Source organism: Streptomyces albipurpureus (assembly GCF_023701525.1).
GTDB lineage: Bacteria > Actinomycetota > Actinomycetes > Streptomycetales > Streptomycetaceae > Streptomyces > Streptomyces albipurpureus.
Window position 1 is genome coordinate 88,349 of the sequence record NZ_JAMQAW010000007.1, and the last position, 26,308, is coordinate 114,656.

Genomic DNA, 26,308 nt, shown 5'->3' on the forward strand with positions numbered 1-26,308 from the left:
TCTGACACTGATGTCGGAGTCTAGCGTCGTCGCCATGACCACTGATCATGTGCTTCCCACTTCTCATCTCGACGTTCTCGTGCAGGGGCGCGGCCCCGCACTTCTGCTCGCGCACGGCGCCGGCGGCGGCATCGAGGGGAACTTCGGCCTCGTCCTCGACGACCTCGCCCAGGACTCGATCGAGAACCCCGAAATCGAGTTCCAGGTGAAGTTCGAGGCGCTCATGATCAATCCCAGGAACTACCACTTCGGTGACAACGTCAACATGTACGGCGGCACCAAGACCGGCATAGTGAAGAACGCGGCGCCAACCACCATGGACCCTGAACTGCGCTCCGCCATCGAAGCCTTGACGACGCAGCTTCGTGACCTGCGCTCGCAAGTGTCGCCCCTGGGCGCGCAGACGATCGACGAATCCCTGCCGGTCCTCGCCCCTGACGCCGTGGTCCAGCCGCAGGTCCGCGCCCGCGCCCTGATGGCAGTCGCCGGGGCTCTGGGCGTGCCGACCGTGGAAGCGGTGAACATGATTCTCCAGCTCCTGGGCGCGCAGTAGCGGACGCGTCGCCGCCTGACCGGCGAGAGCACCATTTCCTGGCGCGACCCGAAACAACTGGATCAAACTCGCACAACGGGTTGAAAAAACTGGAGAAAACGACCTCTTGGTTCCATGGACACCTTGCCTCTCGTTGAGGGTCAGGAGCGGCCCTCCGAGCCGTCGCACGCGACGGCTCGGGATCGGGCGCCGGGCAGCGGCGGACCGTGGAGCCGGGCCCTGCCCGGATCGGCGGGCGAGCCCGCACGCTTCGGGAACCACTTCGCGGATGGCAGGGCCCACGCCGGGTTTTCACCGCCCTGGGCCCTGCCGCCTGTTGTGAGCAGGCGCGGGGGTCACCCCTCCGGGGCAGACGGAAGTACGGGCACCTCACCACTCCGGCGGAGGGCGCGCACCCGGGCGAAGAGTTCCTCCGCCGCGTCCTGGGCCCGCTGCCTGACCGTGGACACATCGGCGGTGAGCAGCGCGCGGTCCGCGACGATACGGCGGCCCGCCACCCATACATTGTCCACATCGCGGCCCGATGACGAGAACACGACGTGCGCCGCCGCGTTGAAGTCGTTGCCGTGCAGAATCGGTGTCGTATGGAGGGCACGCAGGTCGACCGTGATCACATCGGCCTGTTTGCCCACCTCCAGGGAGCCGGACTCGGAGGCCAGGCCCAGGGCGCGGGCGCCCTCAATGGTGGCCATCTCCAGGATGTCCCAGGGGTCGCCCGCCGAGGGGTCGAGGGTGGTCACTTTCTGGAGGAGGGAGGCGAACTTCATCTCTTCCACCAGATCGAGATTGTTGTTCTCCTTCTCGCCGTCGGTGCCGAGCCCGACGGTGACCCCGGCGCTCCGCAGTCGCTGGAGGGGCGCGGCCCCGGAGGAGAGCTTCATGTTGGAGCACGGGCAGTGCGCGACGGATGTGCCCGTCTTCGCCAGCAGTTCGATCTCGCGGTCGTCGAGCCAGACGCAGTGCGCGACCACTGCGTTCTCGCCGAGGATTCCCCAGTTGTAGAACTGCTCGATGGGCCGCCGTCCGAAGCGGGTGAGGCTCTCCTGGACCTCGAAGATGCTCTCGGAGGAGTGGGTGTGGAAGCCGGTCCCCGCCGAGCGTGCCAGTTCCACGGCATCGCGTATCCCGGCGTCGGTGCTGTAGAGCCAGTGTTCGACGCCGACCCACGCCCGGACCAGGGGGTCCTTGCGGTCCGCGACGAACTCCAGCAGTCTGCGGTTGCTGTCGAGAGACTCAAAGAACGTGTACGGCTCCAGGTCCGCCACGTACGGGGCGAGGGTGGCGCGGATGCCGAGTTCGCCTGCGACCTCCGCGCTGCCCTCCAGGAACCGCCACATGTCGAGGACGGAGACCGTTCCGGCGAGTACGCCCTCGGTGTAGGCGAGTTCACTGGCCGCGCGGGCGATCTCCGGGGTCATCGCCTTGTGGGCGGGGTCGACGTGGTACTTCAGCCAGTCCCATAGCGACATGGACTCGGCGGTGCCGCGCAGCAGCCCTGAGTGCAGATGGGTGTTGTGAAGCCCGGGCATCACCACTCGCCCGGTGACATCCACGGTCTCGGCGCCGGCGCTCGCGGGAAGGGAGTCGACCTCCTCCACGGAGCCGACGGCCAGGATGCGTTCGTCGTCGAACAGCACCGAGCCGGGATCGAGGGCGCGGCGGCCCGGCTCCATCGTCAGGACGATGCCTCCGCGCAAAAGGGTCTTCGTCATCGTCAGCCTTCCGTGCTGAGGGCCGGGCGGACCGGGGCTGGTTTCCCCCGTCGGGCGAGGACGGCGTATGCGAGCGCTGCGACGACGGCTCCGATCAGCGAGGTGAGATCACCGGCGCCCGGGTTCGCCTTCGCGAAAGGCCCGATGTAGATGTCGAACTGGTTCATGAAGGGGATGGACGCGGCGAAGCCGATCACCCAGGCGATCAGCCCGGGCCCGACCCGGTAGGTGCGGTCGTACAGGCGGCGCTCCAGCACCGCGCCGCGCGGGCCGACCCGGAGCTGGACGAGCATGATGGCGACCCAGGGGCCCAGCCAGTAGCCCAGGAAGATCAGGAAAGTCTCGAAGCTGCGGTAGTAGTCGTTCGTACCGGCGTACCAGGCGGCAAGCACGCCCAGGCCGCCGACGATCACTGCCGACACCCAGCGTTTGAGCGGGAAGCCCATCACCAGGGTGGCCAGTGAGGAGGAGTAGATGTCGATACAGCTCGACGCGGCGGTCGACAGCATCAGGGCGATCATCGCGATCACACCCAGGGCGGTGGGGAGGATTCCGGTGATGAGGTCGGCGGGGCTGCCGATCGCGGCGACCAAACCGAGTGCCGCGCCGACCAGTCCCATCCAAGTACCGCCGACGAAGGAGCCGGCGAATACGTACCGGGCGACATCTTTCGGCCGGGTCTCGGCCGGGAGATAGCGGCTGTAGTCGGAGGCTGCTGCCGCGAAGCCCAGGCAGCGGGCGGCGCAGATGGCGGCCACGGTGGCGAAGGCGCCACCGACGCCGAGATGCTGGTCGGAGAGGCCGTCCACGGAGACACCGAAGTCGACGCGGAACAGCGCGTAGCCGGTCACGATCAGGAACAGGACGAGCAGGATGACCGAGAGGACCTTCTCGACCGCGTGGATCACGCGGTAGCCGAAGACCGCGATGGCGACGATCGCTACGCCGAACAGGACACAGGCGATGGCGAACGGGACATCCACCAGCGCTTGGACGGTGAACACGCCGAGGACCACACTGACCGCGAACCAGCCGGTGGCGGTGAGGAAGAAGGCGGCGGCGGGCAGGAGGTTCCCGTAGTGTCCGAAGGGGGCGCGTGACTGTACCAGTTGAGCGGCGCCGACCCGGGGGCCGGCACCCGCGAGGATGGCGAGCGCGGCCGAACCGAGACCGGTGCCGAGGACGATCGCGACCGCGGCCCAGAGGAAGTCGAGGCCGAATATCGCGGTGGACAGGGCACCCGCCGTCAGCGCGGCGAACTGCACATTGGCCGAGAACCACAGAGTCGTCTGGTCGCGCAGTATGCCGGTGCGCTCGTCGGGGCGGACGAGTTCGATGCCCTTGCTCTCGATCAGTTCCGGGGAGTCGTTCCCCGCCTTGCCAGAAGCTTCTCTTTCCATGTCCGTGCACCACTCTCCAGCCGATGTCGGCATCGGCTCAGGGACGTTCCTAAGGGGGAGTCATATGTCCGGAGACCCGGAGGCCGCGATCCATCGGGAACTTGCGGGCTCGGGGACCCGGAATCCCGGGAGCGCGGAACCCCGGGGGTTGGGAGTCCCAGGCCCGGAGGCCCGGGGAGTGCAATCAGTTGCCGGCGAACTTCGGCGCACGCCCCTCCTTGACGGACGCGAAGCCCTCGCGCAGGTCCTGGGTGCCGAACATGAGCTGGTAGCCGCGGCGTTCCAGCGCGATGCCCGCCTCGAACGAGGCGTCGAGACCCAGTCGTACGACCTCCTTGATCTGGCGTACGGCCAGCCGTGGGCGGGACGCGACCAGAGCGGCCAGGTCCACCGCGCGGTCTATGGCGTTCCCCTTGACCACCTCCGAGACGTAGCCGAGACGGAAGGCGTCGTCCGCTGACAGCGGCAGGCCGGTGAGCAGCGCGTACAGGGCGTTCTGCCGTCCGATGGCCTGGGGGAGACGCTGGGTCGCGCCGCCGCCGGGCACCAGCCCGATCGTGACCTCCGTCTGGGCGAACCGGGCGGATCCGGAGGCGATGACGAAGTCGCACTGGAGGATGAACTCGTTGCCGCCGCCGAAGGCGTCCCCGTTCACGGCGGCGATGACCGGCTTCCCGCTGTACCAGAACGCCTGATGGGTGTAGGCGCGGATGGCGCCCACGACATCGCGGTCCGCCTGTTCGCCGAGGTCGGCCCCGACGGCGAAGACGGTGTCGCCTCCGGTGAGGACGATAGCGCCGACCTCGTCGTCCTGGTTCAGCGACTCCACGGCGGACGCGAGGAGTTCGCGTACCTCCGTGTTGAGGGCATTGCGTACCTCCGGCCGGTTGAGGCGGACGATCGCCACGCCGTCCTGGGGCTTCTCGACTTCGACGACTGCCATGGGCGGGGCCTTTCTGGCGGAGAGCGGGAAACGGTCGGTGGGCGGTCAGTGGTGGGATTCGAAAGCGTCCATGTTGGGGTTGTTCCTGAGCTTTCCGAAGATCTCGGAGCCGTCGTTGATCCAGTGCGGTGCGTCCGGGGTGCCCGAGGCGTCGTCGAAGTCGGCGACGCCGATGAAACAGACCATGAACCAGATCAGTTCGGCGGCGAACATCCGCGGATGCTCCCGGGGATCCCGGCCGCCGACCCGCTTGGACCACTCGGCCATGGCTTTGACCAGGTCGATCCTGAACCCGATGGTGATCTCCGGGGCGTCGGTGTCATGGAAGGTGACCAGTAGGCGGTCCGTGCCGTCCTCGGCGGCGTACTGGACACCCTCAAAGGTGAAGGCGGGCCAGAAGGTCCGCTCGTGGAGGAACTCGTCCTCCGTCTGCGCCCCGCGCGCACGGCGGTTCGTCCGGTACCGGTCACTCAACAGCGACCACATGCTGTCGCGTACGACCTGGAACAGCTCGCTGTCGTCGCTCATGTCGTCTTCTCCCTCCCGGGTACGTGCGGACTGGTCACGGCGGTCCGCGTCGGCCGCCCACTGGGGAGGGGTCCGTCGCCCGGGCCCGGTTCCCGGTCGGGGCAGTGGATCCGCGACTTCATCCGCATCACCGCGCGGGTGGCGTTGACGCCCGCGGCGGCCACGAGCCGGCCGTCCCGGTAGTACGTCACCAATGGGCGGGCCCCGTCGCCCCCTGCGCTCTCCACACGGACCTCGTCGTGGCCGCGTGCGTGACCGACCATCTGGTACTTCAGGCCGTACTGGTCGGACCAGAAGTAGGGAACGTCCGCGAACGCGGGACGCCGTCGGCCCTCCTGGTCCGCGGACCAGCTCTCGACGGCGTGCCGGGCCTGGGCGGAGGCATTGCTCCAGTGCTCCACCCGCATCCGTCCGCCGAAGACCGGGTTCGGCCAGTTGGCGATGTCCCCGGCCGCGAAGACGGACGGCCGAGCCCGCAGACTCGCGTCGCACAGCACTCCGTCCGAGAGGTCCAGCCCGCTGCCCTCCAGCCAGCCGCAGGCGGTGGTCGCGCCCAGGCCCAGGACCACCAGACCTGCCTCCGTCGTCGCACCGTCGTCGAACGCCACGGTGATCGGGCCGCCGGCGCGGCCGGCCGACAGTTCCGTCACGGTGGCCGACAGCCGGGTGGTGACCCCGTGGGAGTGGTGCCGCTCCAGACAGAACCGCCCCAGTTCCTCGCCGACGACCGCCTCCATGGGCAGCCGGCCCTGCACCACCAGCTCGACCGGCAGACCGAGGGAGCGCAGCGAGGCGGCGGTCTCGCTGCCGATCAGACCCGCGCCCACGACCACCGCGCGCGGCCGGCTGTCGAGCTGTGCCCGGATCGCCGCCGCGTCCGCCAGGGTGCGCAGGGAGTGCACCCCGGGCAGACCGGTGAAGTGCGCGGGGACACGGGCGCGCATGCCCGTGCAGATGAAGAGGGCGTCGAAGGAGATCCACTCGTCTCCCACGAGGACCCGGTCGGCGTCGGCGTCCAGCCGGGCGCAGAGCGTGCCGTCGATGACGCGCAGCCGGCTGCCGTCCGCCGGGGGCGCGGGCAGGGAGATGTCACCGGCGGTGAGCTTCCCTTGCATGAACTCCTTGGAGAGTGCGGGCTTGGAGTAGGGGGAGACGCTCTCGTCTCCTCGCACCCAGACGACCTCACCGGTGAATCCGCGCCGGTCGAGTTCGGTGACCACGGTGTGGCCGGCGAGGGAGCCGCCGGCCACCACGATGGTCCGCGTGTCGGTGCCGACCACGGTCGCCTACTCCTTGAGGGAGAGGGCGAGGACCGGGCAGGCGGTGATCGACTGACGGACCTGGGCCCGGATCGCTGGGTCGTCCGGGATCTCGTGCACGATGTGCAGAGTCAGGTCGTCGTCGATGTCGTAGACGTCGGGCGCGATGCCCATGCAGACGCCGTTTCCGTCGCACAGGCCGCGGTCAACGGTGACTTTCATTGCTGTCCTCACACAGGGTTCGCCAGACACGGGGTTCGTTGCGCAGGGTTTGGTGCAGGGGTGTGCCGTCACACAGCGGCGCCGTCACACCACCGGGTTCGCCGGGTTCTCCCGCCCGGGGCCTCAACTCGGGCCGGGAGAGGATCAGGCCGTGGGCACAGCGGTGGTGTCGGCCGTGTAGTCCTGGTAGCGCTTGAGCAGCCACTGGTTGAACTGGAGGAGGGACTCCTCTTGGAACGAGTAGCGGCCCGGGCGGCGGAAGCGGGAGCGCATGCCCTTCTGGAGCGAGGCGTCCGAACTGGCGTCCTGCTGGTGGAAGAGCACCAGACCGTCCTGGGCGATCTTGTAGAGCTGTTCGAACCGGGGGTGCTTGGTGCTCTCCTCCGGGTACAGATGGCCGATGCGCAGATTCATGTGCTCCGGTCCCGCGGGCAGCACCAGGTAGTAGAAGAGTCCCTCCGGCACCGCGCCGAAGCCGAGGTTCGGCGGGATGGAGGCGAAGATCACCTGGTTGCGCTCCTTCTCCCCGAGGGTGGGGATGACGGGGAGCAGCGCCTTGGTGGTCGGGTTGAATCCGGCGTCGGCGTGATAGAAGCCGGTCGGGTGGTAGATCGCGCCCTCGTTGGGGTCGATGTCCACGAAGCTGGTCAGCCGCACATGGGCGAAGTCGTGCAGCATGCCGTGGAGATAGGCGCTGTGGTAGGGCTCGATGCCGTTCTCCAGCTGTGACTTCCAGTTCCAGTTGTTGCCCCGCAGTTCGGCCACCGGCATGCTCACCATGTCGCCGACGTGGTAGTTCTCCAGCTCGGCCGTCAGCTTGGTGAGGGTGGGGGCGAGCGGCTTCGCGTCCGGGTCGAGGTTGGTGAAGACGAAGCCGTTCCAGACCTCGACCCGGTGCGAGGGCAGATAGGCCTCGCCCTTCAGGGTCTTCAGCCCGACGGTGTCGTTCATGGACGGGGCGGCGATGAGATTGCCGTCGAGCCCGTAGGTCCAGGCGTGGAAGGGACAACGGAAGAGTTTGCCGGTGTTCCCGGCTCCCTCGCACACCAGATGGGCCCGGTGCGCGCAGATGGGAGAGAGGACCCGGATCTCCATGTCCTTGCCGCGGACCATCATCAGGGGCTCGTCGCCCATGTCGACGCGTACGAAGTCACCGGGTCTGGGTATCTCGTCCACACGGCCGAGGCAGAGCCACTGGCGCATGAAGATGGCCTCTTGCTCGAAGGCGTAGAACTCCGGGTCGACATAGCACTCGCGGGGGAGGTTCCACCCGGTCTCCATGTCGTGGGAGCCGTCCTCGATGACCTTGAGGATCTGCTGGATGTTCTCCGATACGGGGGGCTGACCCATGATTGCCGTGCTCCTTACTGCTTGCGTGTGCGGGTTGGGGGCGGTGGCCGCCCAAGCGCTAACCGACCTTGTCTTCCGCCTCGCGAGCGCCGTCGTCGTGCGCGCTGTGCGGGGGTGATGGCTGAGGTGTGTCGCCGGTGGGCCCGGTGCCTTTGCCGTCTCCGGTGCCCGCGGGGTCCTGGGGAACCAGCAGGTGGTTGAAGAGGAGGTTGAGCACAAAGGCCACCAGCACGGTCGCGGTGATGGCGCTGCCCAGGATGAACTGGGCATCGCGGTGGAAGTTCTGGTAGATCGTGGGCACCACGACCGGCAGCATGCCGACCCCGAGGGCGACGGCGACGATGAGGAGGTTCTGGTTCCCCTCGAAGTCGACCTTCTGGAGCATCTGGATGCCGACGGCCGCCGTCATCGCGAACATCACCAGACCGGCGCCGCCGATGACCGGGCCCGGCAGGCTGGCGACGACCTCGCCCAGCTTGGGTATCGCGCCCATGGTCAGGAGCAGTACACCCGTGACGGTGATGACATATCGGCTCTTGACCTTGGTGAGGCTGATGAGACCGACGTTCTGGCCGAAGGTGGAGTCAGGCACCGAGTTCATGAAGCCGGCCAGGAGGGCCGCGAGTCCGTCCGTGGCCAGACCGCGGGCCATGTCCTTGTCGGTGACCTTCTTGTCGACGGCGTCACCGATGGCCAGCACACAGGCGGTCATCTCGCTGAAGACCACGACCATGGCGACGCACATCGCGATGATCGGTACGAGTTTGAACTCGGGTGTTCCGAAGTACAGCGGCGACGAGAAGCCGAACCACTTCGCGCCGCCCACCGAGCTGAAGTCCGCCATGCCCATGGCCCAGGCGGCGACCGCTCCGAGCGCCAGCCCGAAGAGGACCGAGACATTGCGGACGAAGCCCTTGAAGATCCGGTGCACCAGCACGATGACCGCGACCACGGCAAAGGCCAGGAGGATGTACTTCACGCTCGCGTAGTCGGCCGACTTGGGATCGGAGCCGATGACCAGGTCGGCGCTCACCTTGATGAGCGACAGTCCGATGATGGTGATCACGCAGCCGGTGACCAGCGTCGGGAAGAACCGCAGCACCTTCGAGAACGGGCGGGCGAGCAGCATCCCGAAGACGCCCGCCGCGATCATCGAGCCGTACATGGTCCGCATGCCGTACTCGGAGCCGATGAGGATCATCGGAGTGAGGAAGGTGAAGGACGCGCCGGCGACGACGGGCATCCGGATGCCGAAGAAGCGGGTCATGCCAAGGCTCTGGATGATGGTGGCGACACCCGCCACCAAGAGATCGGCGTTGACGATCAAAGCGATGGTGTGTGTGTCGAGTCCGAGGACCGCACCGAGGACAAGCGGAACGGCTACACAGCCCGCATACATGATCAGCATGTGTTGCAGACCGAAGAAGAAGAGCCGGGAAGCAGGCAGGACTTCGTCCACCGGGTGGCGTTCGGAAGTCGCTGTCGAGGGTGCACGTCTGATAGGTGACACGAGGGTCTCCTGGCACTAAGACGATCGCGCCCTGGTCCCTCCGTTGAGATCAGCATCCATGATCCGGAGCTATGGGCAGACGTTTACGGCGGCGCCTGAGCAGCGCGCTCGCAGGTGCAGTGGCGGGGCTTCTCCCACTCGAATGCCTCTGCAACTGGTATCCGGTATACGGAGATTAAGGGTGAGGCAGGTCACTGTCAACGAAAACTCATCGTTGCTTTTGGGTGGCTTGTCCTTGTGCAATCCTGTATACCGTATCCCTAGATCACTCTTATGGAGCGGAGGTTTCATGCAGCCAACCGCCCGTCGGATCGGCATGATCACGCCCTCTTCCAACACCGTTGCGGAACCAGTGACCAGCGATCTCGCCAGGGGTCTGAGGGAGGTCTCCCTCCATGTCACCCGGCTTCGGGTGACCCGGATCAGCCTGGCGGCGGCCGACACCGAACAGTTCGGTGAGGACGCTTTCGTCGACGCCGCCGGTCTGCTCGCCGACGCCCGCGTGGACGTCATCGCGTGGAACGGCACCTCGGGGTCCTGGCTCGGCCCGGAGTACGACCGGCGGGTCTGCGGCGCGATGGAGCGCGCCACCGGCGGCCCCGCCACCACCTCGACCCTCGCCGTCCTGGCCGCGCTCCAGGTGTGCGAGGTCAAGCGCCTCGGCCTCCTCACCCCGTACACCGGCGACATCGTCGACGCGATCACCGTCAACTACGCGGCGCACGGCTTCCCGGTCCGCGCCGGACGCCACTTCGGCCGCACCACCAACTTCGACTTCGCGCTGACGACAGATGACGAACTGGACACGGCGTTCGAGGAACTGGCCGCCCAGGGCTGCGACGCCGTCGCCGTCGTCTGCACCAACCTCCGCGCCGCGCATCTGGCGCGGAGCTGGGAGGCGCGGACCGGCGTCACGGTCATCGACAGTGTCGCCGCCACCCTGTGGGACGCCCTGCGGCTGAGCGGGGGCACCACCGCGATCGAGGGGTACGGCCGTCTGCTCGCCACCCCGGCCGGCACCCCCGAAGCGAACAGCACAGAGAGGTGAACGAGCGTATGACCAAGAACATCAAGATACTGATCGGCGTGGACGTCGACGCGGTCGCGGGCTGGCTCGGTTCCTACGGAGGCGAGGACTCGCCCAACGACATCCAGCGCGGCGTCTTCGCCGGCGAGGTCGGCACCCCCCGGCTGCTCCAGCTCTTCGAGCGGTACGGAATCCGGAGCACCTGGTTCATCCCCGGCCACTCCATCGAGACCTTCCCCGCCGAGATGGCCGCCGTCGCCGACCAGGGCCATGAGATCGGAGCGCACGGCTACTCGCACGAGAACCCCATCGACATGTCACTCGAACAGGAGCGCGATGTCCTGGGACGTTGCGTCCAACTGGTCGAGCGGCTGTGGGGCAGGCCCCCGCGCGGCTACGTCGCTCCCTGGTGGGAGATGAGCCGCAACACCGCCTCACTGCTGAGGGAGTTCGGCTTCTCCTACGACCACTCCCAGAACTACAACGACTTCCACCCCTTCTACGCCCGCGTCGGCGACGAGTGGACCAAAATCGACTTCAGCCGCCGCGCCGAGGACTGGATGAAGCCCCTGCGGCACGGAACCGAGGTCGACCTCGTCGAGTTCTGCGGCAACTGGTACGTGGACGACCTTCCGCCGATGATGTTCGTCAAGAATGCCCCGAACAGCCACGGCTTCGTGAGCCCCTGGGACGTCGAGAGGCTGTGGCGCGATCAGTTCGAGTGGGTCTACCGTGAACTGGACTACGCGGTTTTCCCCGTAACATTGCATCCTGATGTCTCCGGCCGCCCCCAGGTGTTGATGATGCTCGAACGGCTCTTCGAGAGCTGGCTCGACCTGCCAGGTGTCGAGTTCACCACCTTCGACGCGGCTGCCGACGACTTCCGAAGGCGCTACCCCTTCGACAGTCCCAAACGGCCATCGCCGGTCGGGACGGGGAACGGACGCGTGACCATGCCGACCGCCAGGGAGGCGGCCCAGTGAGCAGCCAGCCAGGCGAACCCGCTTCGGTCGACATCGACGCCGACTACAAGCCGCTGAGGGACCGGGTCCGCGACGAGCTGCGTCGACGCATCATCGACGATGTCTATCCGCCCGGCACCCGGCTGGTGGAGAACGAACTCGCCTCCCAGCTCGGTGTCTCCCGCGTTCCCGTCCGTGAGGCGATGCGGGCGCTGGAGAGTGAGGGTTTCGTCAAGACCGTCCCCCGGCGGGGCGCGGTCGTCGTCGAACTCTCCGCCCAGGACGTCGAGGAACTCTTCGACGTACGCGAGGCACTGGAGGTACTGGCCTGTCAGCAGGCGGCCACCAGGGCCACCAAAGCCGATCTCCGCCGGGTCGGCACGACGTTGGCCCGGGCGCGCAAGGCCCTGGCCAGCGGGGACCGCCTCGCGCTGGGGCGCGCCAACGAGGCGTTCCACGACGAGATCCTGAAGCTGTCGCACAACGACCTGCTCCAGAACGTTTTACATCCTCTCCAGGGGCGGCTGCACTGGCTGCTGCGGCAGACCGGGGACCCGTACGACCTCATCGAGGAGCACACGGCGCTCTTCGAGGCGATCTCCTCGGGGTCGGCGGACCTCGCGGCGGAACACGCCCGTCAACACGCCAGGCTGAACCGGGAGATCGTACGCCGCCTCCTGGCCGAGCGGAACCAGAGCGCGTCCTCGGCCTGACGGGCGAGCGGAGCCGGAACGTGTCCCGCGCATCACGGCTCGGTCGAGCCGGCGCGAGGGCGCGTCACTGATCCGCGCCTGAACCTGACGACCGGCCGGAGCGGCGGGCTCCGCCGCCGGTCGGGACCGGCGCGTGCCCCGGCCGTGGCGACGCGGTCTCGGCGCGTCCTGTCCGCCCCTGGCGGAGTCACGGCTCGTCCCGACCGCGGCGGCTGAGTCGCGACGCGCCCGCTCGAAGGCGACGAGGTCACCGCTCAGTACCCGCCCTTCCCCCACCTTCTCCCATCGAGGAGCACCCTCACCATGCCCGGACAAACGGAGACCACCCCTGCCAGCGCCCAGGCGTCCATCGACGCCTTGAACACCACCGAAGTGATTCTGCACCGCGTCTGCAAGGCCGGTGAGGTGACCGGATCGGTGACCGGCCGGCACTTCCTCCACGCCGGCCCGCCCATCGATCCGGCCGACATCCCCGGCCCCATGCGGGGCGCGATCATCGGAGGCCTGCTCCTCGAACGCGAGGCCGCCTCGGTGGCCGAAGCGGAGGCGATCATCGACCGGGGCGAAGTCGGCATCAGCCCCTGCCACGACGCGGGCGCCGTGGGCGCGATGGCCGGCATCATCACACCGAGCACCCCGGTCGTGGTCGCGGCGGCCGGAGACACCCGTACCTTCTCCCCCCTCAACGAGGGCATCGAAGGCGCCGTGCGCTACGGCTCGTACGACGATGCCACCCTCGCCCGGCTCCGCTGGCTCGGCGACGTGCTCGCCCCCGCCCTCGACGAGGCCGTCCAGAACTCCGACCCCCTCGATCTTCTCCACCTGGTGGCCGAAGGCCTGCGCCGGGGTGATGACTGCCACAACCGGCTCGTCGCCACCAGCGCGGCCCTGCTGGTCACCCTCACCCCCGGACTGCTGCGCGGCTCGTCCGACCGGGAGGGGCTCGCCCGGATCACCGCGGTCATGGCCCGCAACGGACACTTCGCCCTGCCCTTCGCCATCTCAGCGGCCAAGGCGGTCACCCTCGCCGCCGCGGGCTTCGACGGCAGCCCCGTCGTCACCGCGATGGCGGGCAACGGACGCGAGTTCGGCATCCGCGTCAGCGGGCTCGGGGACCGCTGGTTCACGGTGCCCTCCCCGATCGGCAACCCCGTACTGCTCGATGGGGCGGCCCTCGACGACGTCACCCCCACGATGGGCGACTCGATGATCGCCGAGACGGCCGGCTTCGGCGCCTTCGCCATGACCGCCGCACCGGCCATCATGTCCTTCGTCGGCGGTGACATGGAGCTCGCCCAGGGGATCACCCGCCGGATGCGCGAGATCTGCGCCGGTACCAGCACCCGCTTCCTCATCCCCGGTGAGGACTTCCGGGGCACCCCCCTGGGCATTGACGTGCACCGCGTACGGGCCACCGGCATCGAACCTGTCATCAACAACGGCCTCGCACACCGTGACCCCGGCAGAGGGCGGGTCGGCGCGGGCATCACACCGATCCCCGTCGAGCCGTTCGCCGAAGCCAGCAGGGCACTCGAAGAGGCGGGACGACGATGACCATCAAGAAGTTCACCGGCGCCGAACTCACCGCCGTAGCCGACCGCTGGAACATCGACCCCGAGCTGATCGACCGGCTGCGTCCGGCGATCGACCGGATGCGCGCGACCTACGAACGCGTCGAAGCGCTGGCCACCGACGGCCTCGCCCCCGAGCCGCCCGCCGTGCGGGTGACCTTGGCCAACCGTGGCGCGGACGACCCGCACGGCGCTTGGCTGTACCGCGTGGACGAACCCGGACCCGCCGGGACCGGGCCGATGGCCGGCCGTACGGTGACGGTCAAGGAGTCGATCGCGGTCCGCGGGGTCCCGATGACCCTGGGCAGCCGCCTTATGACGGAGTTCGTACCCGGTTCGGACGCGGCCGTCGTCGCCCGCGTTCGGTCCGCCGGCGCGACGGTCCTGGGCACCTCGGTCTGCGAGGACCTGTGCTACTCCGGTTCCAGCTTCACCAGTGTCAACGGGCCGGTGACCAACCCCTGGGACCCGAACCGGGCAGCGGGCGGTTCGACCAGCGGCGCGGCCGTACTCGTCGCGACCGGAGCCGCCGACTACGGCATCGGCACCGACCACGGCGGCTCCGTACGCAACCCCGCCGCCTGGTGCGGGATCTTCGGCCTCAAACCGACCTTCGGCGCCATCGACTACGACGGCGCGATGCCCACCGAGCGCACCATGGACCACATCGGCGTACTGGCCCGACACGCCGCCGACCTCCCGGCCTTCCTCGATGCGGCGACCTCCCGGACGTCGTACGCCACCGACTACGCACGAGGCATCACCGGTCTGCGGGCCGGCGTCGTCGCCGAGGGTTTCGGCTGGCCGGACCGTTCAGACCAGCGGGTGGACGACCGCGTACGGGAATCGGCCCGGGCCCTCGCCTCCCTCGGACTCACCGTCTGCGACGTCTCCATCCCCCTGCACCGGCACGGCCGTGACATCCATCTGCCCATCTCCATCGAGGGCGGACTCACCACGGTCTTCGAGTCCCGGCTCCAAGGCAACAACCACACCGACCCCTACCACCCCAAGTTCGGGGCCGCGTTCGGCGAGGCGATGGCCGAGCGGCCACAGGACATCCCGGTCGGCGGAGTGCTGGCACTGGCCGGCGCCACCCTGCTGCGGGACGCGACCAACGGCCTGGTGACGGCCTACGCCCAGGGCCTGCGACGCCGTCTGTACGACCAGATCGAACAGGCCCTGCGCGAGTTCGACGTCCTGGTGATGCCGACGGTCCCCATGCTGCCCCACCTCCTTCCCACCGATGCCCGCGAAGCCGCCATCGGCACCGATCTCCCCTTCGAGATGCACGACAACAACTGTGTCTACAACCTCACCGGGCATCCAGCGCTCAGCGTTCCGTGCGGGCTCGTCGACTCCCTCCCGGTCGGCATGCTCCTCATCGGCCGCCACGGTGAGGACGCCCGACTGGCCCGTATCGGAGCCGAGTTCGAGGAAGCCGTCTTCCGGTGCCCCGCACCCCCGACCACCCCCGCCGCCAGGAGCACACGATGACCGAACAAGCGCTGAACGTCCTGGGCGAGCCGCTCGAACCCTGCGGCTTCGACCCCGTCACCGGATACCGCCGCGACGGCCACTGCTACACCGGCCCCGACAATCCGAAAGGCCACACGGTGTGCGCCATCGTGGACGAGGGATTCATCGCGTTCCAGTCCACGGTGGGCAACGACATCGCCACCCCCAGACCGGACCTCGACTTCCCCGGTCTGAAGCCCGGGGACCACTGGTGCGTCATCGCCGTGAAGTGGTGGGAGGCGTACCGGGCCGGTCACGCCTGCCCGATCAACCTCGCCGCCACCAACGCCAGGGCGCTGGATGTGATTCCCCGCGATGTGCTGATGGAGTTCGGCGTCGGCCCCCGCCGCGGCGGGCCGAAGTGAGCCGCTGGGACGCCCTGCGCACCTACTCCGCACTGCCCTCCTCGGTGGGATACGGCTTCCTGCTGGTCACCCTGGTCGGCCGGATCCCGGCGACCATGGGGCAGCTCGGCTCCCTCCTGCTGGTCAGCGGCGCTACCGGCTCCCTGGCACTGGGCGGAGCCACCGCCTCCGTGTACGCGCTGGGACAGGCGGCCGGAGGCCCGCTGGTCGGCCGTGCCGCCGACCGCCGCGGCCACCGGCCAACCGGTCTGGTCTCGGCGCTGCTCCACGCGGCCTCCCTGGTGGCCCTGGTGGTGTTCGTCCAGGGGGACGCGCCGGTGTACGCGACCCTGACGGCGGCGGCCGCGGCCGGATTCTCGGTCCCGCAGGTGGGCCCGCTCTCTCGGGCCCGGTGGACCGCGCTGGTCCACCGCCGCCGGCTCACCGCGGGCCGGTTCCCGGTCGCGATGAGCTTCGAGGGGACCAGCGACGAGTTCGCTTTCGTCCTGGGCCCGGCACTGGTGGGCGTCATCGCGGCCGTGGCGTCGCCGCGTACGGCGGTCCTGGCCGCAGTCGCCCTCACCCTCACCGTGTGTGTGGCGTTCGCGATACACCCCACGGCAGGGCTGGTCAGCAGCCAGAAGGACGACGCCGACACCCATGACAAGACCGTCCCTCCGGTGCGCGGACTCCCGATCCTGCTGCTGGCCGCCGGACTGGTCGGCCTCGGCTGCTACTTCGGGTCGATCCAGGCAGCGGTCACCTGGCGCGCCGTGGACGCCGGTGCGGCCGGTGCCGCGGGGCTGGTCTACGCGGTGCTGGGGCTGAGCAGCGCGATCGCCGGGGTACTCGTCCCGATGCTGCCCGCCTCCTTCACCCTCGCCCGCCGGTTCCAGGCAGGATTTCTGCTGCTGGCCCTGCTGAGCGTGCCGCTCGTCCTCATCGGCGGACTGGGCGCCGGCGGTCTATGGGTACTCGGTCTGCTGATCGTGCTGCCCGGAATCCCCATCGCCCCGATTCTGGTCACCGCCTACACCCTGGCGGAGACGACCGTGCCGGTGCGGAAGATCTCCTGGGTGATGACCGTGCTCACCTCGGCCGTCGTCATCGGCTACGCGATCGGCGCGTTGGTCTCCGGCAGCCTCGCCGACCGCTACGGGCCGCTGCCCGCCTTCCTCACCGGTCTGGGCGCGGCGGCACTCGGCTCAGCCGTGGCAACGATGGGACGGCACCGGCTGGCGCCCCTCAGCCCCGGAGCGGTGCCGATGACGGCAGGACACGGCATCCAGTGACAGCCCGGACGGCCGGGGTTGCTCGCGCCCCGGCCGCTGAGGAAAGGGGCACCTCCGGCCCCATACCCGATGTAGGGGCGGCGATTCGGTGTCGGTGATCGATACCGCGACCAACACGGTCACCGCCACCATCGGTGTCGGCGATGCGCCCCGGGGGCTGGCGATCGGTACCGTACCGCCGCCCGCCACCGCTGATCTGGCCGTCACCATGACCGCCACCCCCACCCCCGGACTCGGCGGCCACATCACCTACACCCTCAGAATCACCAACAACGGCCCTCCACCTCTCACCTCTGCCACCATTCGAGCTCGGGGGCGGTGGGACCCTTTCCACCGGTCAGCAGGCGGTCAACCGGTCCCACGCCAAGATCCGCGCCCTCGTCGAGCAGGCCATGGCCACCCTCAAGTCCTGGCGGCTCCTCCGCAAGCTCCGCTGCTCGACCACTCGAATCACCTACCTCGTCCAGGCCGTCCTCACCCCGCATTTGGCCGACTCAGACCGATGATGGAAAATCCTCACTGCCTCCACTGCCGCGATCAACCAGCTCAAGGCTTTGATCGTCTCCGCGATGTTCCGCCGGGTTCCTCAGCGTGAAGTCCCATTTGCTTCTGATGCTCTGAAAGTTGTTGGCGGTACTGAGTGATGCTCTCCAGCTTGATCTTCTCGTAGCCACGTATCCCATCGGGTAGCTTGGCAGTCGCCACAGCGAGTTCATAGTTTTCCTGGCTCAGAGCATTGAGGATAAGTTGCATGGACTGGCGGTACTCGCTGATGAGGTTGCGCTCGGTGCGACGAACCTCGGCATACCCGAATACGTCAAATTGTGAACCGCGCAGCCTTCGAGCCAGAACCAGCGCTCTTAGAATTGGATTGAACCATTGCCCGAGCGTGATCTTCTTGTGCATTCCAAGTGCCCGAAGCAGTGGCGGGTGAAGCCGGTAGGAAATCCTGGCCTGCTCACCGAATTGGGCACGAACTGACGCAGCGACTTCGGGTGCGAGGCTGAGTCTCGCTACCTCATACTCGTCCTTGTACGCCATCAGCTTGTACAGATGGCGGGCAACTGCCTCAGCGAGCCTGGTCGTGCCAGGTACCCGCTGGGCTTCGGTTTGCCGCACATGCTCAACAAATTCCGTGTACTGCCGCGCGTAGGCCGCACTCTGGTAGGCGATGAGGTCAGGTGTCCGGACCTCGACAAGCCGGGCCAGTTCGGAGCCGGACGGAGCATGCACGCCGGCGATGAGCTCCTGAGCTGCGGGCGGCGGATTTGCGGCTGTTGGGGCCCCTTGTAGATCGAGCAGAATCCTGTCGAGGGCAACGGGATCGGCGATTGCCTGCCGCCCACGGCGGAATGCCTGAAGGTTGGCTTCCGCCTTCACGCCGTTGAGGATAATGGCCTTCTCGATGGCTTCGGCAGGAATCGGCAGCGCACCGCTTTGGAATGCCGCTCCGGTGAGCAGCATGTTTGCGAACTGGTCATCCCCGAGGAGGGTGCTGGCAAGTTGCCTGGCATCAAGGAGCACGGCCTCCCCGGGAAGGGTTGCCTGCACGATAAGTTCAGTTGTCTGTTCGACGCTGGGGAATGACACTGACGTGTCGCGCACCATGTGACCGGTAGGAACTCGCGACGTCGATACGACCGCAAGGGTACGAGCGGGGTCCGCCACCGTCAGGTTTCGGCTGTCAGCTGCGACCAACAGGTCGCATCCCAGGTAGAGGTCGCATTCTTGCTCGGCAGCTTTGCCGGTCACTTCGACTGGTCCGTCGACAATTTTGATGTCGGAGACAACGGCTCCGCCTTTCTGGGCCAGGCCGGTCTGATCCAGCGAACGGGCCTGGCGCCCCGCCGTGGTCGCCGCCGTGACCAGGATCTGGGAGAGAGTGACTACACCTGATCCTCCGATTCCGGTGATCCTGGTTGTGTGTACGCCCCCTGCGGGCAGGGCTGTACGCTGGCGCGGCGGGGGCACAGCGTCTGCCTCCAGTGGGGGAGCAATACGAGGCCGGTGCCCTGGGGCTGGAACGATCGTCAGGAACGACGGGCAGTCTCCCTCAAGGCACGAGTAGTCCTTGTTGCAGGAGCCCTGATCGATCTGCGTCTTCCGCCCAAAGTCAGTCTCCACGGGCTGGACCGACAAGCAGTTGGACTTGGTCCCGCAGTCCCCACAGCCCTCACAGACCCGCTCATTGATCATCACCCGCTGGACGGGGTCTGGCAGCATGCCGCGCTTACGCTTGCGTCGCAACTCCGTGGCACATTCCTGGTCGTGGATCAGGACGGTGACGCCTGCCACTTTGGCCAGGGTCTCCTGTGCTTCGACGAGGCGGTCGCGATGCCACACTTGTGCCCCTCCGGCCAATTTGACGCGGCGGTAGCGACGAGGCTCTTCGGTCGTAACGATGATCCGCTTCACGCCCTCCGCGACGAGAGCGCGAGTGATTTCAGGAACGGACATGACGCCGGTCGGCTGCTGCCCCCCGGTCATGGCAACGGCAGAGTTGTACAGCAGTTTGTAGGTGATGTTGATGCCGCCGGCGACCGCGGCGCGCACGGCTAGACTTCCAGAATGGTGAAAGGTTCCGTCACCGAGGTTTTGCAGTAGGTGATCGCGTTCGAGGAAGGGTGACATGCCGATCCACTGGGCCCCTTCGCCGCCCATCTGGGTGAGCCCGGACACCACGCCGGTCTGCTGCTCGTCCATCACAAGCACCATGGCGTGGCAGCCGATGCCGGCGCCCACAAGCGAACCCTCGGGGGGCTTGGTGGAAGCATTGTGCGGGCAGCCGGAGCAGAAGTACGGAGTACGGGTCAGCAGGGGAAGGTCGATACGTGCGCGCTGCGGTCGGCGGGCTTGCTGCCACTGCCGCACCGACGGAAACTCGTCATGTGCGATGAGGCGAATCGCCAGGCCCTCCGCGACGCTATCCGGGTCAAGCTCCCCACTCGGAGGGAAGAGCGGGCGGCCGTCCGGGAGTCGTTTCCCGATGACCGCAGGGGCGTTTGGGCGACCGTAGAGCAGGTCCCTGACGGCACCTTCCAAGAAGGGCCGCTTCTCCTCCACCACGATGATCTCGCGTAGCCCGGTAGCGAATTGACGGATGGCAGCCGACTCCAGTGGGTAGATCATGCCGACCCGCAGTAGACGCACCCCGCGCCGGTTCAGTTCGGCGTCATCCAGCCCCAGCGTGCGAAGCGCCTGCCGCACATCGAGGAAAGTCTTGCCTGCGGCGAGGATCCCGATGCGGTCGTCCGCGCTGGAGCACTCCTGGCGATTGAGGGTGTTGGCTGCGGCGTACTGCCGTGAAACCTCCAGGCGGATACCGTCCCTGCTCTCTTCCAATGGGGTGATGTGCGGCTGCAGCAGTTTGGACCCAGGTGCGTGACGGAAGGGTTTGCCCTCCAACAGGAGCTCTGGCGAGGCGGGCACGATTCGGTCCGGACCGACCTGGACGGAACTCGATCCGTCCGCAACGTTGGTGGCGATCTTGAGCGCGACCCAGAGCCCGCTGGCACGCGATATGGCGACAGCGTGTAGTCCGAGATCGAGCACGTCCTGGGAGTCCGCGGGATACAGGGTCGGCACGCCGAGATCGGCGAGCAGTTGCTCGGAGGCGCCGGGAACCGTTGACGATTTCGCTGCCGGGTCGTCCCCGACGAGCGCTATTGCGCCCCCGAGGGGGTGTGTACCCATCAGGTTGTTGTGACGCATGGCGTCCGCTGCCCTGTCCAGGCCGGGAGATTTTCCGTACCAGTATCCGGTGACCCCTTCGAAACGCCTGTCTGGAAAGGCGGCAGCAAGTTGGGAGCCCTGGACGGCCGTTGCAGCGAGTTCCTCGTTGACGCCGGGCCGGAAGACGATGTCCAGCTCGTCGAGGTGTGCCTGCTGTCGGGCCAGCTCCAAGTCGTAGCCGGCCAGTGGGGAGCCTTCGTAGCCAGAAATGAATCCCGCTGTGGCCAACTGGGCACGCTGGTCTGCGCGACGCTGGTCCAGAGGCAGCCGGACAAGGGCCTGGATACCCGTGAGTTGAACAGTTTTCCCCTCCGCTCCATAGCGGTGATCATTCCTGAGCTGTGCATCCTGATGGGCCATCGTCAGGGCTTCCCTTCCATTGCAACGGGGCGCCTCGAGGAGGGGCCACAGGAGAAATTCGCGTGAGAGCGCCGAAGGGGAATACCCCAAACGGGGCGCTACCACAGGAGGCGACGCCGCGTAGAGGGGTTTCATCGGTCTTGCAGGCGGGCGCGAACGCAGAGTTGGCGTCAGCCGCTTAGGAAGGGGTAGCTGTAGGCACTCAGTGCGGGCACTCCGCCAAGGTGTACATACAGCACCCGCGATCCCGAGGGGAATTCACCTCGCTCAACCATGTCAATCATTCCCTGCATCGACTTTCCCTCGTACACGGGGTCGGTCATCATCCCTTCCAGTCTTGCGCAACGCCGGATCGCATTCACTGTTTCGGTAGACGGAACGCCGTACCCCGGGAAGGCGTAGCGGGTGTCCAGCACGATATCGGCATCCGTAATGGTATGTCGCACACCGAGAAGCTCTGCAGTATTTTCGGCGATTCTCCTGATCTGGTTCCTGGTTTCGACGGGACTTGCTGTCACATCAATCCCGATGACTGATTGACTGCGGCCTTCGCGGGCAAGTCCAACGACCATGCCCGCCTGGGTACTGCCCGAAGCAGAACAAACGACGATAAAATCGAATGTGAAGCCGAGATCGCTTTCCTGCTGTCGCAATTCGTCAGCGAACCGCGCATATCCCAGGCCACCCAGAGGGTGGTCCGAAGCGCCGATCGGGATCGGATAGGGTTTGCCGCCCTCGCTGCGGACCTGCTCGAGTGCTTTCTCCCAACTCTCTTTGACGCCGATGCTGAACTCTTCTTCGGAAAAGTCGAGCTGCGCGCCCAGGACGCGACTCAGGAGCACGTTTCCTACGCGGTCGTAGGTGACGTCCTTCCAATCCACCCAGCTACCTTGGACGAGACGGCACTTCATGCCGATCTTGGCTGCGACGGCCGCGACTTGGCGGGTGTGGTTCGACTGGATGCCGCCGATGGACACCAGGGTGTCGCAGTCCTGAGCGATAGCGTCAGGAACCAGGTACTCGAGCTTGCGCGTCTTGTTCCCGCCGAAGGCGAGGCCGCTGTTGCAGTCGTCCCGCTTGGCCCAGATCTCGACCTTTCCGCCGAGGTCCGCGCTGAGCCGTGGGAGCGGTTCCAATGGGGTGGGACCGAAGGTCAGAGGGTATCGGGGGAATCGGTCGAGATACATGATCGCTCCTCGTTCTCCTGCAGCACCGTCACGATCCGTGACAGCCGGTGGAATTCTCGCCTTCGATGCTCTTTTCCGTTGTCTCCGGTATCTGACAACCGACGGCGCAGCAGCGCCCGGGCTGCTTGGAGACCTTTCGGCCGTCATCGGCGACGCCGCGGGCGATGAGGCGTTCCACGAAGGCAGACTTCTCCTCCACGGGGTAACTACGCCAGATCTCACGCTTCATGGCTTCCGGTGAGCCGCCGCCGTGCAGCGAGATCACCGAGTACCAGCCGCCTTGATAGGAAGCAGTGAGGTCCTCGATCAGTCGGGCTACCTCGAGTCGTTGTGAGGCAGGTACACCGGGGCGTGCGCTGAGCACCGCGGCCAACGAGGCCGCGGTCTCGGGGTTGTGATCCTCTTCCGGCGTGGGCAACGCGACGATCAGACCGCCCGAGACATGGTGAGCTAGGCGATGCATGTCATAGATCTGGGTGGCGAGTAGCAACTTCCCGATATTGGCAAAGACGGGTTCGGGGGACACCGTCCCGGAAGAGTCCTTGGCGCCGTATACCGAGGCCGCCACGCCGCAGGCATAGAAGCCTTCCACGATCTTGATCAGGTCGACCAGGGCGTCACGGATATGACCGTGGCGGTCAGGGTCGAGGCCGTTGGCCCCAGCCATGAGCACCCCCGCTCCGATGAGAAGGTCCCCGAAGCCGGCGCGGGCTCCGATGCAGGAATGGCGGTGGTGGGAGGCGTACGTGGTCACTAGGTGGCCCGCTGCCTCCGCTTCACCCGCGAGGAACACACGCTCCCAGGGAACGAACACGTCTTCGAACATGACGACCCCGGTGGACTGGCCGTAGCGTGCCGAGAACCGCGCCGCAGCCTCGCCCGGCCGCCCGGCCGGTCGCGCGACAATGGTGATGCCGGGTGCATCGACTGGCACCGCGCAGCACACGGCGAAGTCGGCGTCCTCCTGGGCCATAGCACGGCCCGGCATAACGAGGAACTCATGCACGTATGGCGCGCCAGTGACGATGGCCTTCGTGCCACGAAGCACGATCCCGTCGGTCCGGCGCTCGGTGATATGCACGTAAACGTCAGGATTGGCCTGCTGGCTGGGCCGCTTGGCACGCTCACCCTTGGCGTCGGTCATGGCCACCCCCAGTGTCAGGTCTCGGTCCTGTACGTCATGGAGGTAGGCAAGGAAGCGCTGGTGGTAGTCGCTGCCATGTTCGGAGTCGGTGCGGTTGGTCGACTGAAAGATCGCGTTCAGGGCGTCGTGGGTGAGGTAGCGCTGAGCGCAACCGGACTCGCGACACACCAGCCGCACTGCTTCAAGCTTGGCCAGAAGGTCATCGGGATGGGTGTTGATATGGAGCATCCGGTTGACGATCTTGTCCGAGGTGCCCTGCCGGGCAGTCATCAGCGGCTCGTACTCGGACTTCCTGGCGAAGTCATAGGTGACTCCCACGGCAGCGATCCCGGGCGCGAGGGCGGCGTCATCGGCCACACAGGTCACGGCACTACCGTTGACAAACACCCTCGGCCGGTAGGAACGGAGCGACTCCCGATAGTCCTCAGAGCTCATCAACACAACGAACCTCCTCAAGAAATTATTGTTCGACAGTGTGAACACTGTTAGATTTACAAGTCAAGCGTTAATCAGGGCCGATGAGAGAGAGAATCTTGAACGACGATCAACGCCAACGGCGTCAGCGCTCTGTCGGGAGCCTCAAGCGAGGCATGATCCGCGATGCAGCCCGAACAGTGTTCAAGGCTGAAGGGCTGGAAGGCTCAAGCCTGCGAGCTATCGCGGCGGAAGCCGGGTACACCCCAGCCGCGCTGTACGCCCACTTTGACTCCAAGGAGGCGCTCTACGCCGAGGTGCTAGAAGACTCCCTTGGCAGGCTCACAGCGTCCATCACGCAGGCAGGGTCCACCGCCGGTACTCCCAACGCCCGGCTCCACGCTGCCGCCATGGCCTTCTTCGACTTCTACGCCGAAAACCCGTCCGACCTCGACCTGGGGTTCTACCTGTTCCGCGGCGGCATGAAGCCACAAGGTCTGGGAAAAGAGCGTGACCAGGTACTCAACCAGGCCCTCGCCAGAGCCCTCAAACCCATCTCCGAAGCCGCCGCGAATATCGGAGTTGCTCCAGAGGAGGCCAATCTCCTGGTAGTCGAGATCTTCGCCCACGCCGCTGGACTCCTCCTACTCACCCACACCGGACGCATCCGCATCTTTGACGCGGCCGCACCGGACCTCATGGAGCGCTACATCACCGAAAAGATCAACATCCTGACCTCCTAGTGATGTTGTCAAGCCGCGACTGTGACAGGGAGTTCACTGTGGAAGCACCGTCCCTCACGAATCAGGGCCCATAGGACGCCGCCCCGTCGTCGGGCCAGCGCGAGGACGGCATGGGTGTGCCGCTTGCCTTCGGCGCGCTGGCGTTCGTAGAAGCGTCGCAGTTGCGGATGCTGATGAGCGCGGAGGTGTAGAGCACGCGTTGCAGGCCGCGGTGGTAGCGCCTGGGGCGGTGCAGGTTGCCGCTGACGTTGCCGGGGCACCGGGGCGACGCCCGCGAAGCTGGCCAAGCGGTCGGCGGTGCCGAACCGGCTCATGTCGCCCGCGGTGGCCGCGAGGAACTCGGCGCCTCCGACCGGATGCGCAGTCAGAGGGTCGTGGAAGAGGTGATGTGGCGGCGGAAGTGTGGGGCATGAGGCCCGCCGAGGGTCCACCGGCGGGCCGTGATCCGGAGTGCGGGGTGAGCCAAGCGGGCGGCCGACTACGGCGCGCCAGTCGAAGCGCCCCACCCTGCGGGGCGATCACAAGCCTGGCGCTGCCCGGGCGCGGGGTGAGGAAGCGGAGACCGACCGCGGCCGGGTACGGGGGGTTGCCGACTGCGCCCCTGACGCGGTCCAAGCTGCGGCAGTGTGCGGGAGGCGGTGCATTGTGACCGGGGCCTCGGCGGCGCTGCTTTCCCCCATCAAGCAACATCAGCGTGCCGAGCTCACGGTGGAGCTCGGCCCGCTGATGCTCTGGGGCCGCGTACCGATGCGATCCACCGCCCCCTGGGGCCCTTCTTCGCAGACCACTTCCTACTCTGGGGCTCTTCCCTCACTTCTGACGTCAGCTCACCAGACTCTGTCCAGTGAGCCGTCACCCACCGCAACCTCAGGTTGCCGAGAAGGCCTCCGTGTCTTCCATCTCTGGATCACCTCACGTTCTGTGGCGTGTGGTTCGTTCGGTGTCGGACAGTGAACGTATGAAGGCGATCGTGCGCGAGCGCATGCCTTCGCGGCGCGCGGCGATGATTTCGTCGCCCGGGGGGTCGAAGGCGTGGCGGATCGGCTTGGTATGTATCTTCACCGCGCAGTCGAGGTCGGTGCACAGGAGAAGGCCGACGGTGTTCAGACGTTCACGTTTGTCGCGTGATGGGCGTCGAGCGGTAAAGAGTGAAACCTCGTTGAACCGGCGGGTGGACCGGCACAGGTCGCACATCATCGCGCGCGATCCGTGTACCGCGTGGTTCGGAGCCTGCTGCAGCAGCACTCCCAACGCCTGGTCGTCGGCCTCGGTGACGAGGTAGGCGCGCTTCGCGGCACGCAGATCCCGCCACCCGAGGTAGTCGATCCGGTGCCACGGGGTGTCGTCGAACCAGGCTGGTAGTCGAACCTTGCTCTCGGTTGGGTCCAGGTTCACGATCGCGCCGCGCACTTCTTCCCTGGTCATGGGTCGCATGACTTCTCCTATCGCCGGTGGCAGGCGAAAGTGCCGGTCAGGATGTTCTGTGGAGTGCTTGAGAGAGTCTTGTTGGTGCTGGACACCCGGGGTGCTCCTTGCTGGGAAGTCTGCGATGACAGCAAGAGCAGGCCGAGCGGCCTCGACGAAGGTACCCACTCCAAGCGCCGCGACATGTGCGCGGGCGGAGACATGGGCTGATTCAGAGCACCGGAGAGTGTCACGTCCGGTCACCGTCCAAGAGAGAACGGCATCGCGAAGACGGACTACTGGCTAGACGGTGCCGCGAGGCGCGCGCGGCGCGAGCCGAAACATAAATCTCTCTCCTAGGGCGCACAAGGCCCAGAGTGGATCGAAGGAACTGCGCGAGAGTAACAACAGCTCCCAGAT

At 66.9% G+C, this 26,308-nt stretch carries 21 protein-coding genes and 3 pseudogenes; 11 read left to right on the plus strand and 13 right to left on the minus strand.

Going from position 1 to position 26,308, the window contains the following annotated elements:
- Positions 1-34: 34 nt before the first annotated feature.
- Positions 35-553: a hypothetical protein gene (locus NBG84_RS41030; protein WP_308312029.1), complete on the plus strand. Its 519-nt coding sequence runs from the start codon at positions 35-37 to the stop codon at positions 551-553.
- Between the two features lie 335 nt (positions 554-888).
- Here the strand turns inward: NBG84_RS41030 and NBG84_RS07475 are convergent, their stop codons facing one another.
- The 8 genes from NBG84_RS07475 to NBG84_RS07510 form a co-directional block, all read right to left on the minus strand.
- Complete coding sequence (locus tag NBG84_RS07475) at positions 889-2,265, minus strand: amidohydrolase family protein (protein ID WP_250918504.1); 1,377 nt, start codon at positions 2,263-2,265, stop codon at positions 889-891.
- A 2-nt stretch (positions 2,266-2,267) separates the two neighbouring features.
- On the minus strand, positions 2,268-3,665 hold the full coding sequence (locus tag NBG84_RS07480; RefSeq protein WP_250918505.1) for a purine-cytosine permease family protein: 1,398 nt from the start codon (positions 3,663-3,665) through the stop codon (positions 2,268-2,270).
- A 184-nt stretch (positions 3,666-3,849) separates the two neighbouring features.
- Positions 3,850-4,608 (minus strand): enoyl-CoA hydratase-related protein, encoded by a 759-nt coding sequence (locus tag NBG84_RS07485; protein ID WP_250918506.1) that lies wholly within the window; start codon positions 4,606-4,608, stop codon positions 3,850-3,852.
- Positions 4,609-4,653: 45 nt separating this feature from the next.
- A complete protein-coding gene (locus NBG84_RS07490) occupies positions 4,654-5,136 on the minus strand; it encodes a hypothetical protein (protein WP_250918507.1) in 483 nt (160 codons plus the stop codon).
- Positions 5,133-6,416, minus strand: a complete 1,284-nt coding sequence (locus NBG84_RS07495) for an NAD(P)/FAD-dependent oxidoreductase (protein ID WP_250918508.1) — start codon at positions 6,414-6,416, stop codon at positions 5,133-5,135. Before NBG84_RS07495 ends, NBG84_RS07490 begins: the two co-directional genes overlap by 4 nt.
- 6 nt (positions 6,417-6,422) lie before the next feature.
- On the minus strand, positions 6,423-6,617 hold the full coding sequence (locus NBG84_RS07500) for a ferredoxin (RefSeq protein WP_250918509.1): 195 nt from the start codon (positions 6,615-6,617) through the stop codon (positions 6,423-6,425).
- 144 nt (positions 6,618-6,761) lie between these two features.
- The gene (locus NBG84_RS07505; RefSeq protein WP_250918510.1) at positions 6,762-7,967 is read right to left on the minus strand and encodes an aromatic ring-hydroxylating oxygenase subunit alpha; all 1,206 of its coding nucleotides are present in this window, start codon (positions 7,965-7,967) and stop codon (positions 6,762-6,764) included.
- A gap of 58 nt (positions 7,968-8,025) precedes the next feature.
- Entirely contained in the window at positions 8,026-9,477 is a 1,452-nt protein-coding gene (locus NBG84_RS07510) for a nucleobase:cation symporter-2 family protein (protein ID WP_250918511.1), read from the minus strand.
- Between the two features lie 289 nt (positions 9,478-9,766).
- Between NBG84_RS07510 and NBG84_RS07515 the strand changes: the two genes are divergently transcribed.
- The 9 genes and pseudogenes from NBG84_RS07515 to NBG84_RS07550 form a co-directional block, all read left to right on the plus strand.
- The gene (locus NBG84_RS07515) at positions 9,767-10,525 is read left to right on the plus strand and encodes a maleate cis-trans isomerase family protein (RefSeq protein WP_250918512.1); all 759 of its coding nucleotides are present in this window, start codon (positions 9,767-9,769) and stop codon (positions 10,523-10,525) included.
- A gap of 8 nt (positions 10,526-10,533) precedes the next feature.
- Positions 10,534-11,487 carry a polysaccharide deacetylase family protein gene (locus NBG84_RS07520; protein WP_250918513.1) on the plus strand — a complete coding sequence of 318 codons (954 nt, stop codon included), beginning with the start codon at positions 10,534-10,536 and terminating at the stop codon, positions 11,485-11,487.
- On the plus strand, positions 11,484-12,179 hold the full coding sequence (locus tag NBG84_RS07525; protein WP_250918514.1) for a GntR family transcriptional regulator: 696 nt from the start codon (positions 11,484-11,486) through the stop codon (positions 12,177-12,179). Before NBG84_RS07520 ends, NBG84_RS07525 begins: the two co-directional genes overlap by 4 nt.
- 303 nt (positions 12,180-12,482) lie before the next feature.
- Positions 12,483-13,733, plus strand: coding sequence for a YlbE family protein (locus NBG84_RS07530; protein WP_250918515.1), 1,251 nt, complete (start codon positions 12,483-12,485; stop codon positions 13,731-13,733).
- On the plus strand, positions 13,730-15,247 hold the full coding sequence (locus NBG84_RS07535; RefSeq protein WP_250918516.1) for an amidase family protein: 1,518 nt from the start codon (positions 13,730-13,732) through the stop codon (positions 15,245-15,247). Before NBG84_RS07530 ends, NBG84_RS07535 begins: the two co-directional genes overlap by 4 nt.
- Complete coding sequence (locus NBG84_RS07540; protein WP_250918517.1) at positions 15,244-15,633, plus strand: DUF2237 family protein; 390 nt, start codon at positions 15,244-15,246, stop codon at positions 15,631-15,633. Before NBG84_RS07535 ends, NBG84_RS07540 begins: the two co-directional genes overlap by 4 nt.
- Positions 15,630-16,904 carry an MFS transporter gene (locus NBG84_RS07545; RefSeq protein ID WP_250918518.1) on the plus strand — a complete coding sequence of 425 codons (1,275 nt, stop codon included), beginning with the start codon at positions 15,630-15,632 and terminating at the stop codon, positions 16,902-16,904. Before NBG84_RS07540 ends, NBG84_RS07545 begins: the two co-directional genes overlap by 4 nt.
- A 94-nt stretch (positions 16,905-16,998) precedes the next feature.
- A pseudogene (locus NBG84_RS40525) lies at positions 16,999-17,058 on the plus strand (hypothetical protein); the annotation flags it as partial.
- 156 nt (positions 17,059-17,214) lie between these two features.
- A pseudogene (locus NBG84_RS07550) lies at positions 17,215-17,410 on the plus strand (transposase family protein); the annotation flags it as partial.
- Positions 17,411-17,450: 40 nt separating this feature from the next.
- Here the strand turns inward: NBG84_RS07550 and NBG84_RS07555 are convergent.
- From NBG84_RS07555 to NBG84_RS07565, 3 genes are all read right to left on the minus strand, one after another.
- Positions 17,451-20,996: an indolepyruvate ferredoxin oxidoreductase family protein gene (locus NBG84_RS07555; protein ID WP_250918519.1), complete on the minus strand. Its 3,546-nt coding sequence runs from the start codon at positions 20,994-20,996 to the stop codon at positions 17,451-17,453.
- 170 nt (positions 20,997-21,166) lie between these two features.
- A complete protein-coding gene (locus NBG84_RS07560) occupies positions 21,167-22,183 on the minus strand; it encodes a 1-aminocyclopropane-1-carboxylate deaminase (RefSeq protein WP_250918520.1) in 1,017 nt (338 codons plus the stop codon).
- A 28-nt stretch (positions 22,184-22,211) separates the two neighbouring features.
- Positions 22,212-23,762 carry a 4-hydroxyphenylacetate 3-hydroxylase family protein gene (locus NBG84_RS07565; RefSeq protein WP_250918521.1) on the minus strand — a complete coding sequence of 517 codons (1,551 nt, stop codon included), beginning with the start codon at positions 23,760-23,762 and terminating at the stop codon, positions 22,212-22,214.
- 155 nt (positions 23,763-23,917) lie between these two features.
- Here NBG84_RS07565 and NBG84_RS07570 point away from each other — a divergent pair, with 155 nt between their 5' ends.
- Entirely contained in the window at positions 23,918-24,484 is a 567-nt protein-coding gene (locus NBG84_RS07570) for a TetR/AcrR family transcriptional regulator (RefSeq protein ID WP_250918522.1), read from the plus strand.
- An 8-nt stretch (positions 24,485-24,492) separates the two neighbouring features.
- Here NBG84_RS07570 and NBG84_RS07575 read toward each other — a convergent pair.
- Both NBG84_RS07575 and NBG84_RS07580 read right to left on the minus strand, forming a co-directional pair.
- Positions 24,493-24,831, minus strand: a pseudogene (locus NBG84_RS07575) (transposase); the annotation flags it as partial.
- A 565-nt stretch (positions 24,832-25,396) separates the two neighbouring features.
- Complete coding sequence (locus NBG84_RS07580) at positions 25,397-25,909, minus strand: FBP domain-containing protein (protein ID WP_250918523.1); 513 nt, start codon at positions 25,907-25,909, stop codon at positions 25,397-25,399.
- Positions 25,910-26,308: the final 399 nt, after the last annotated feature.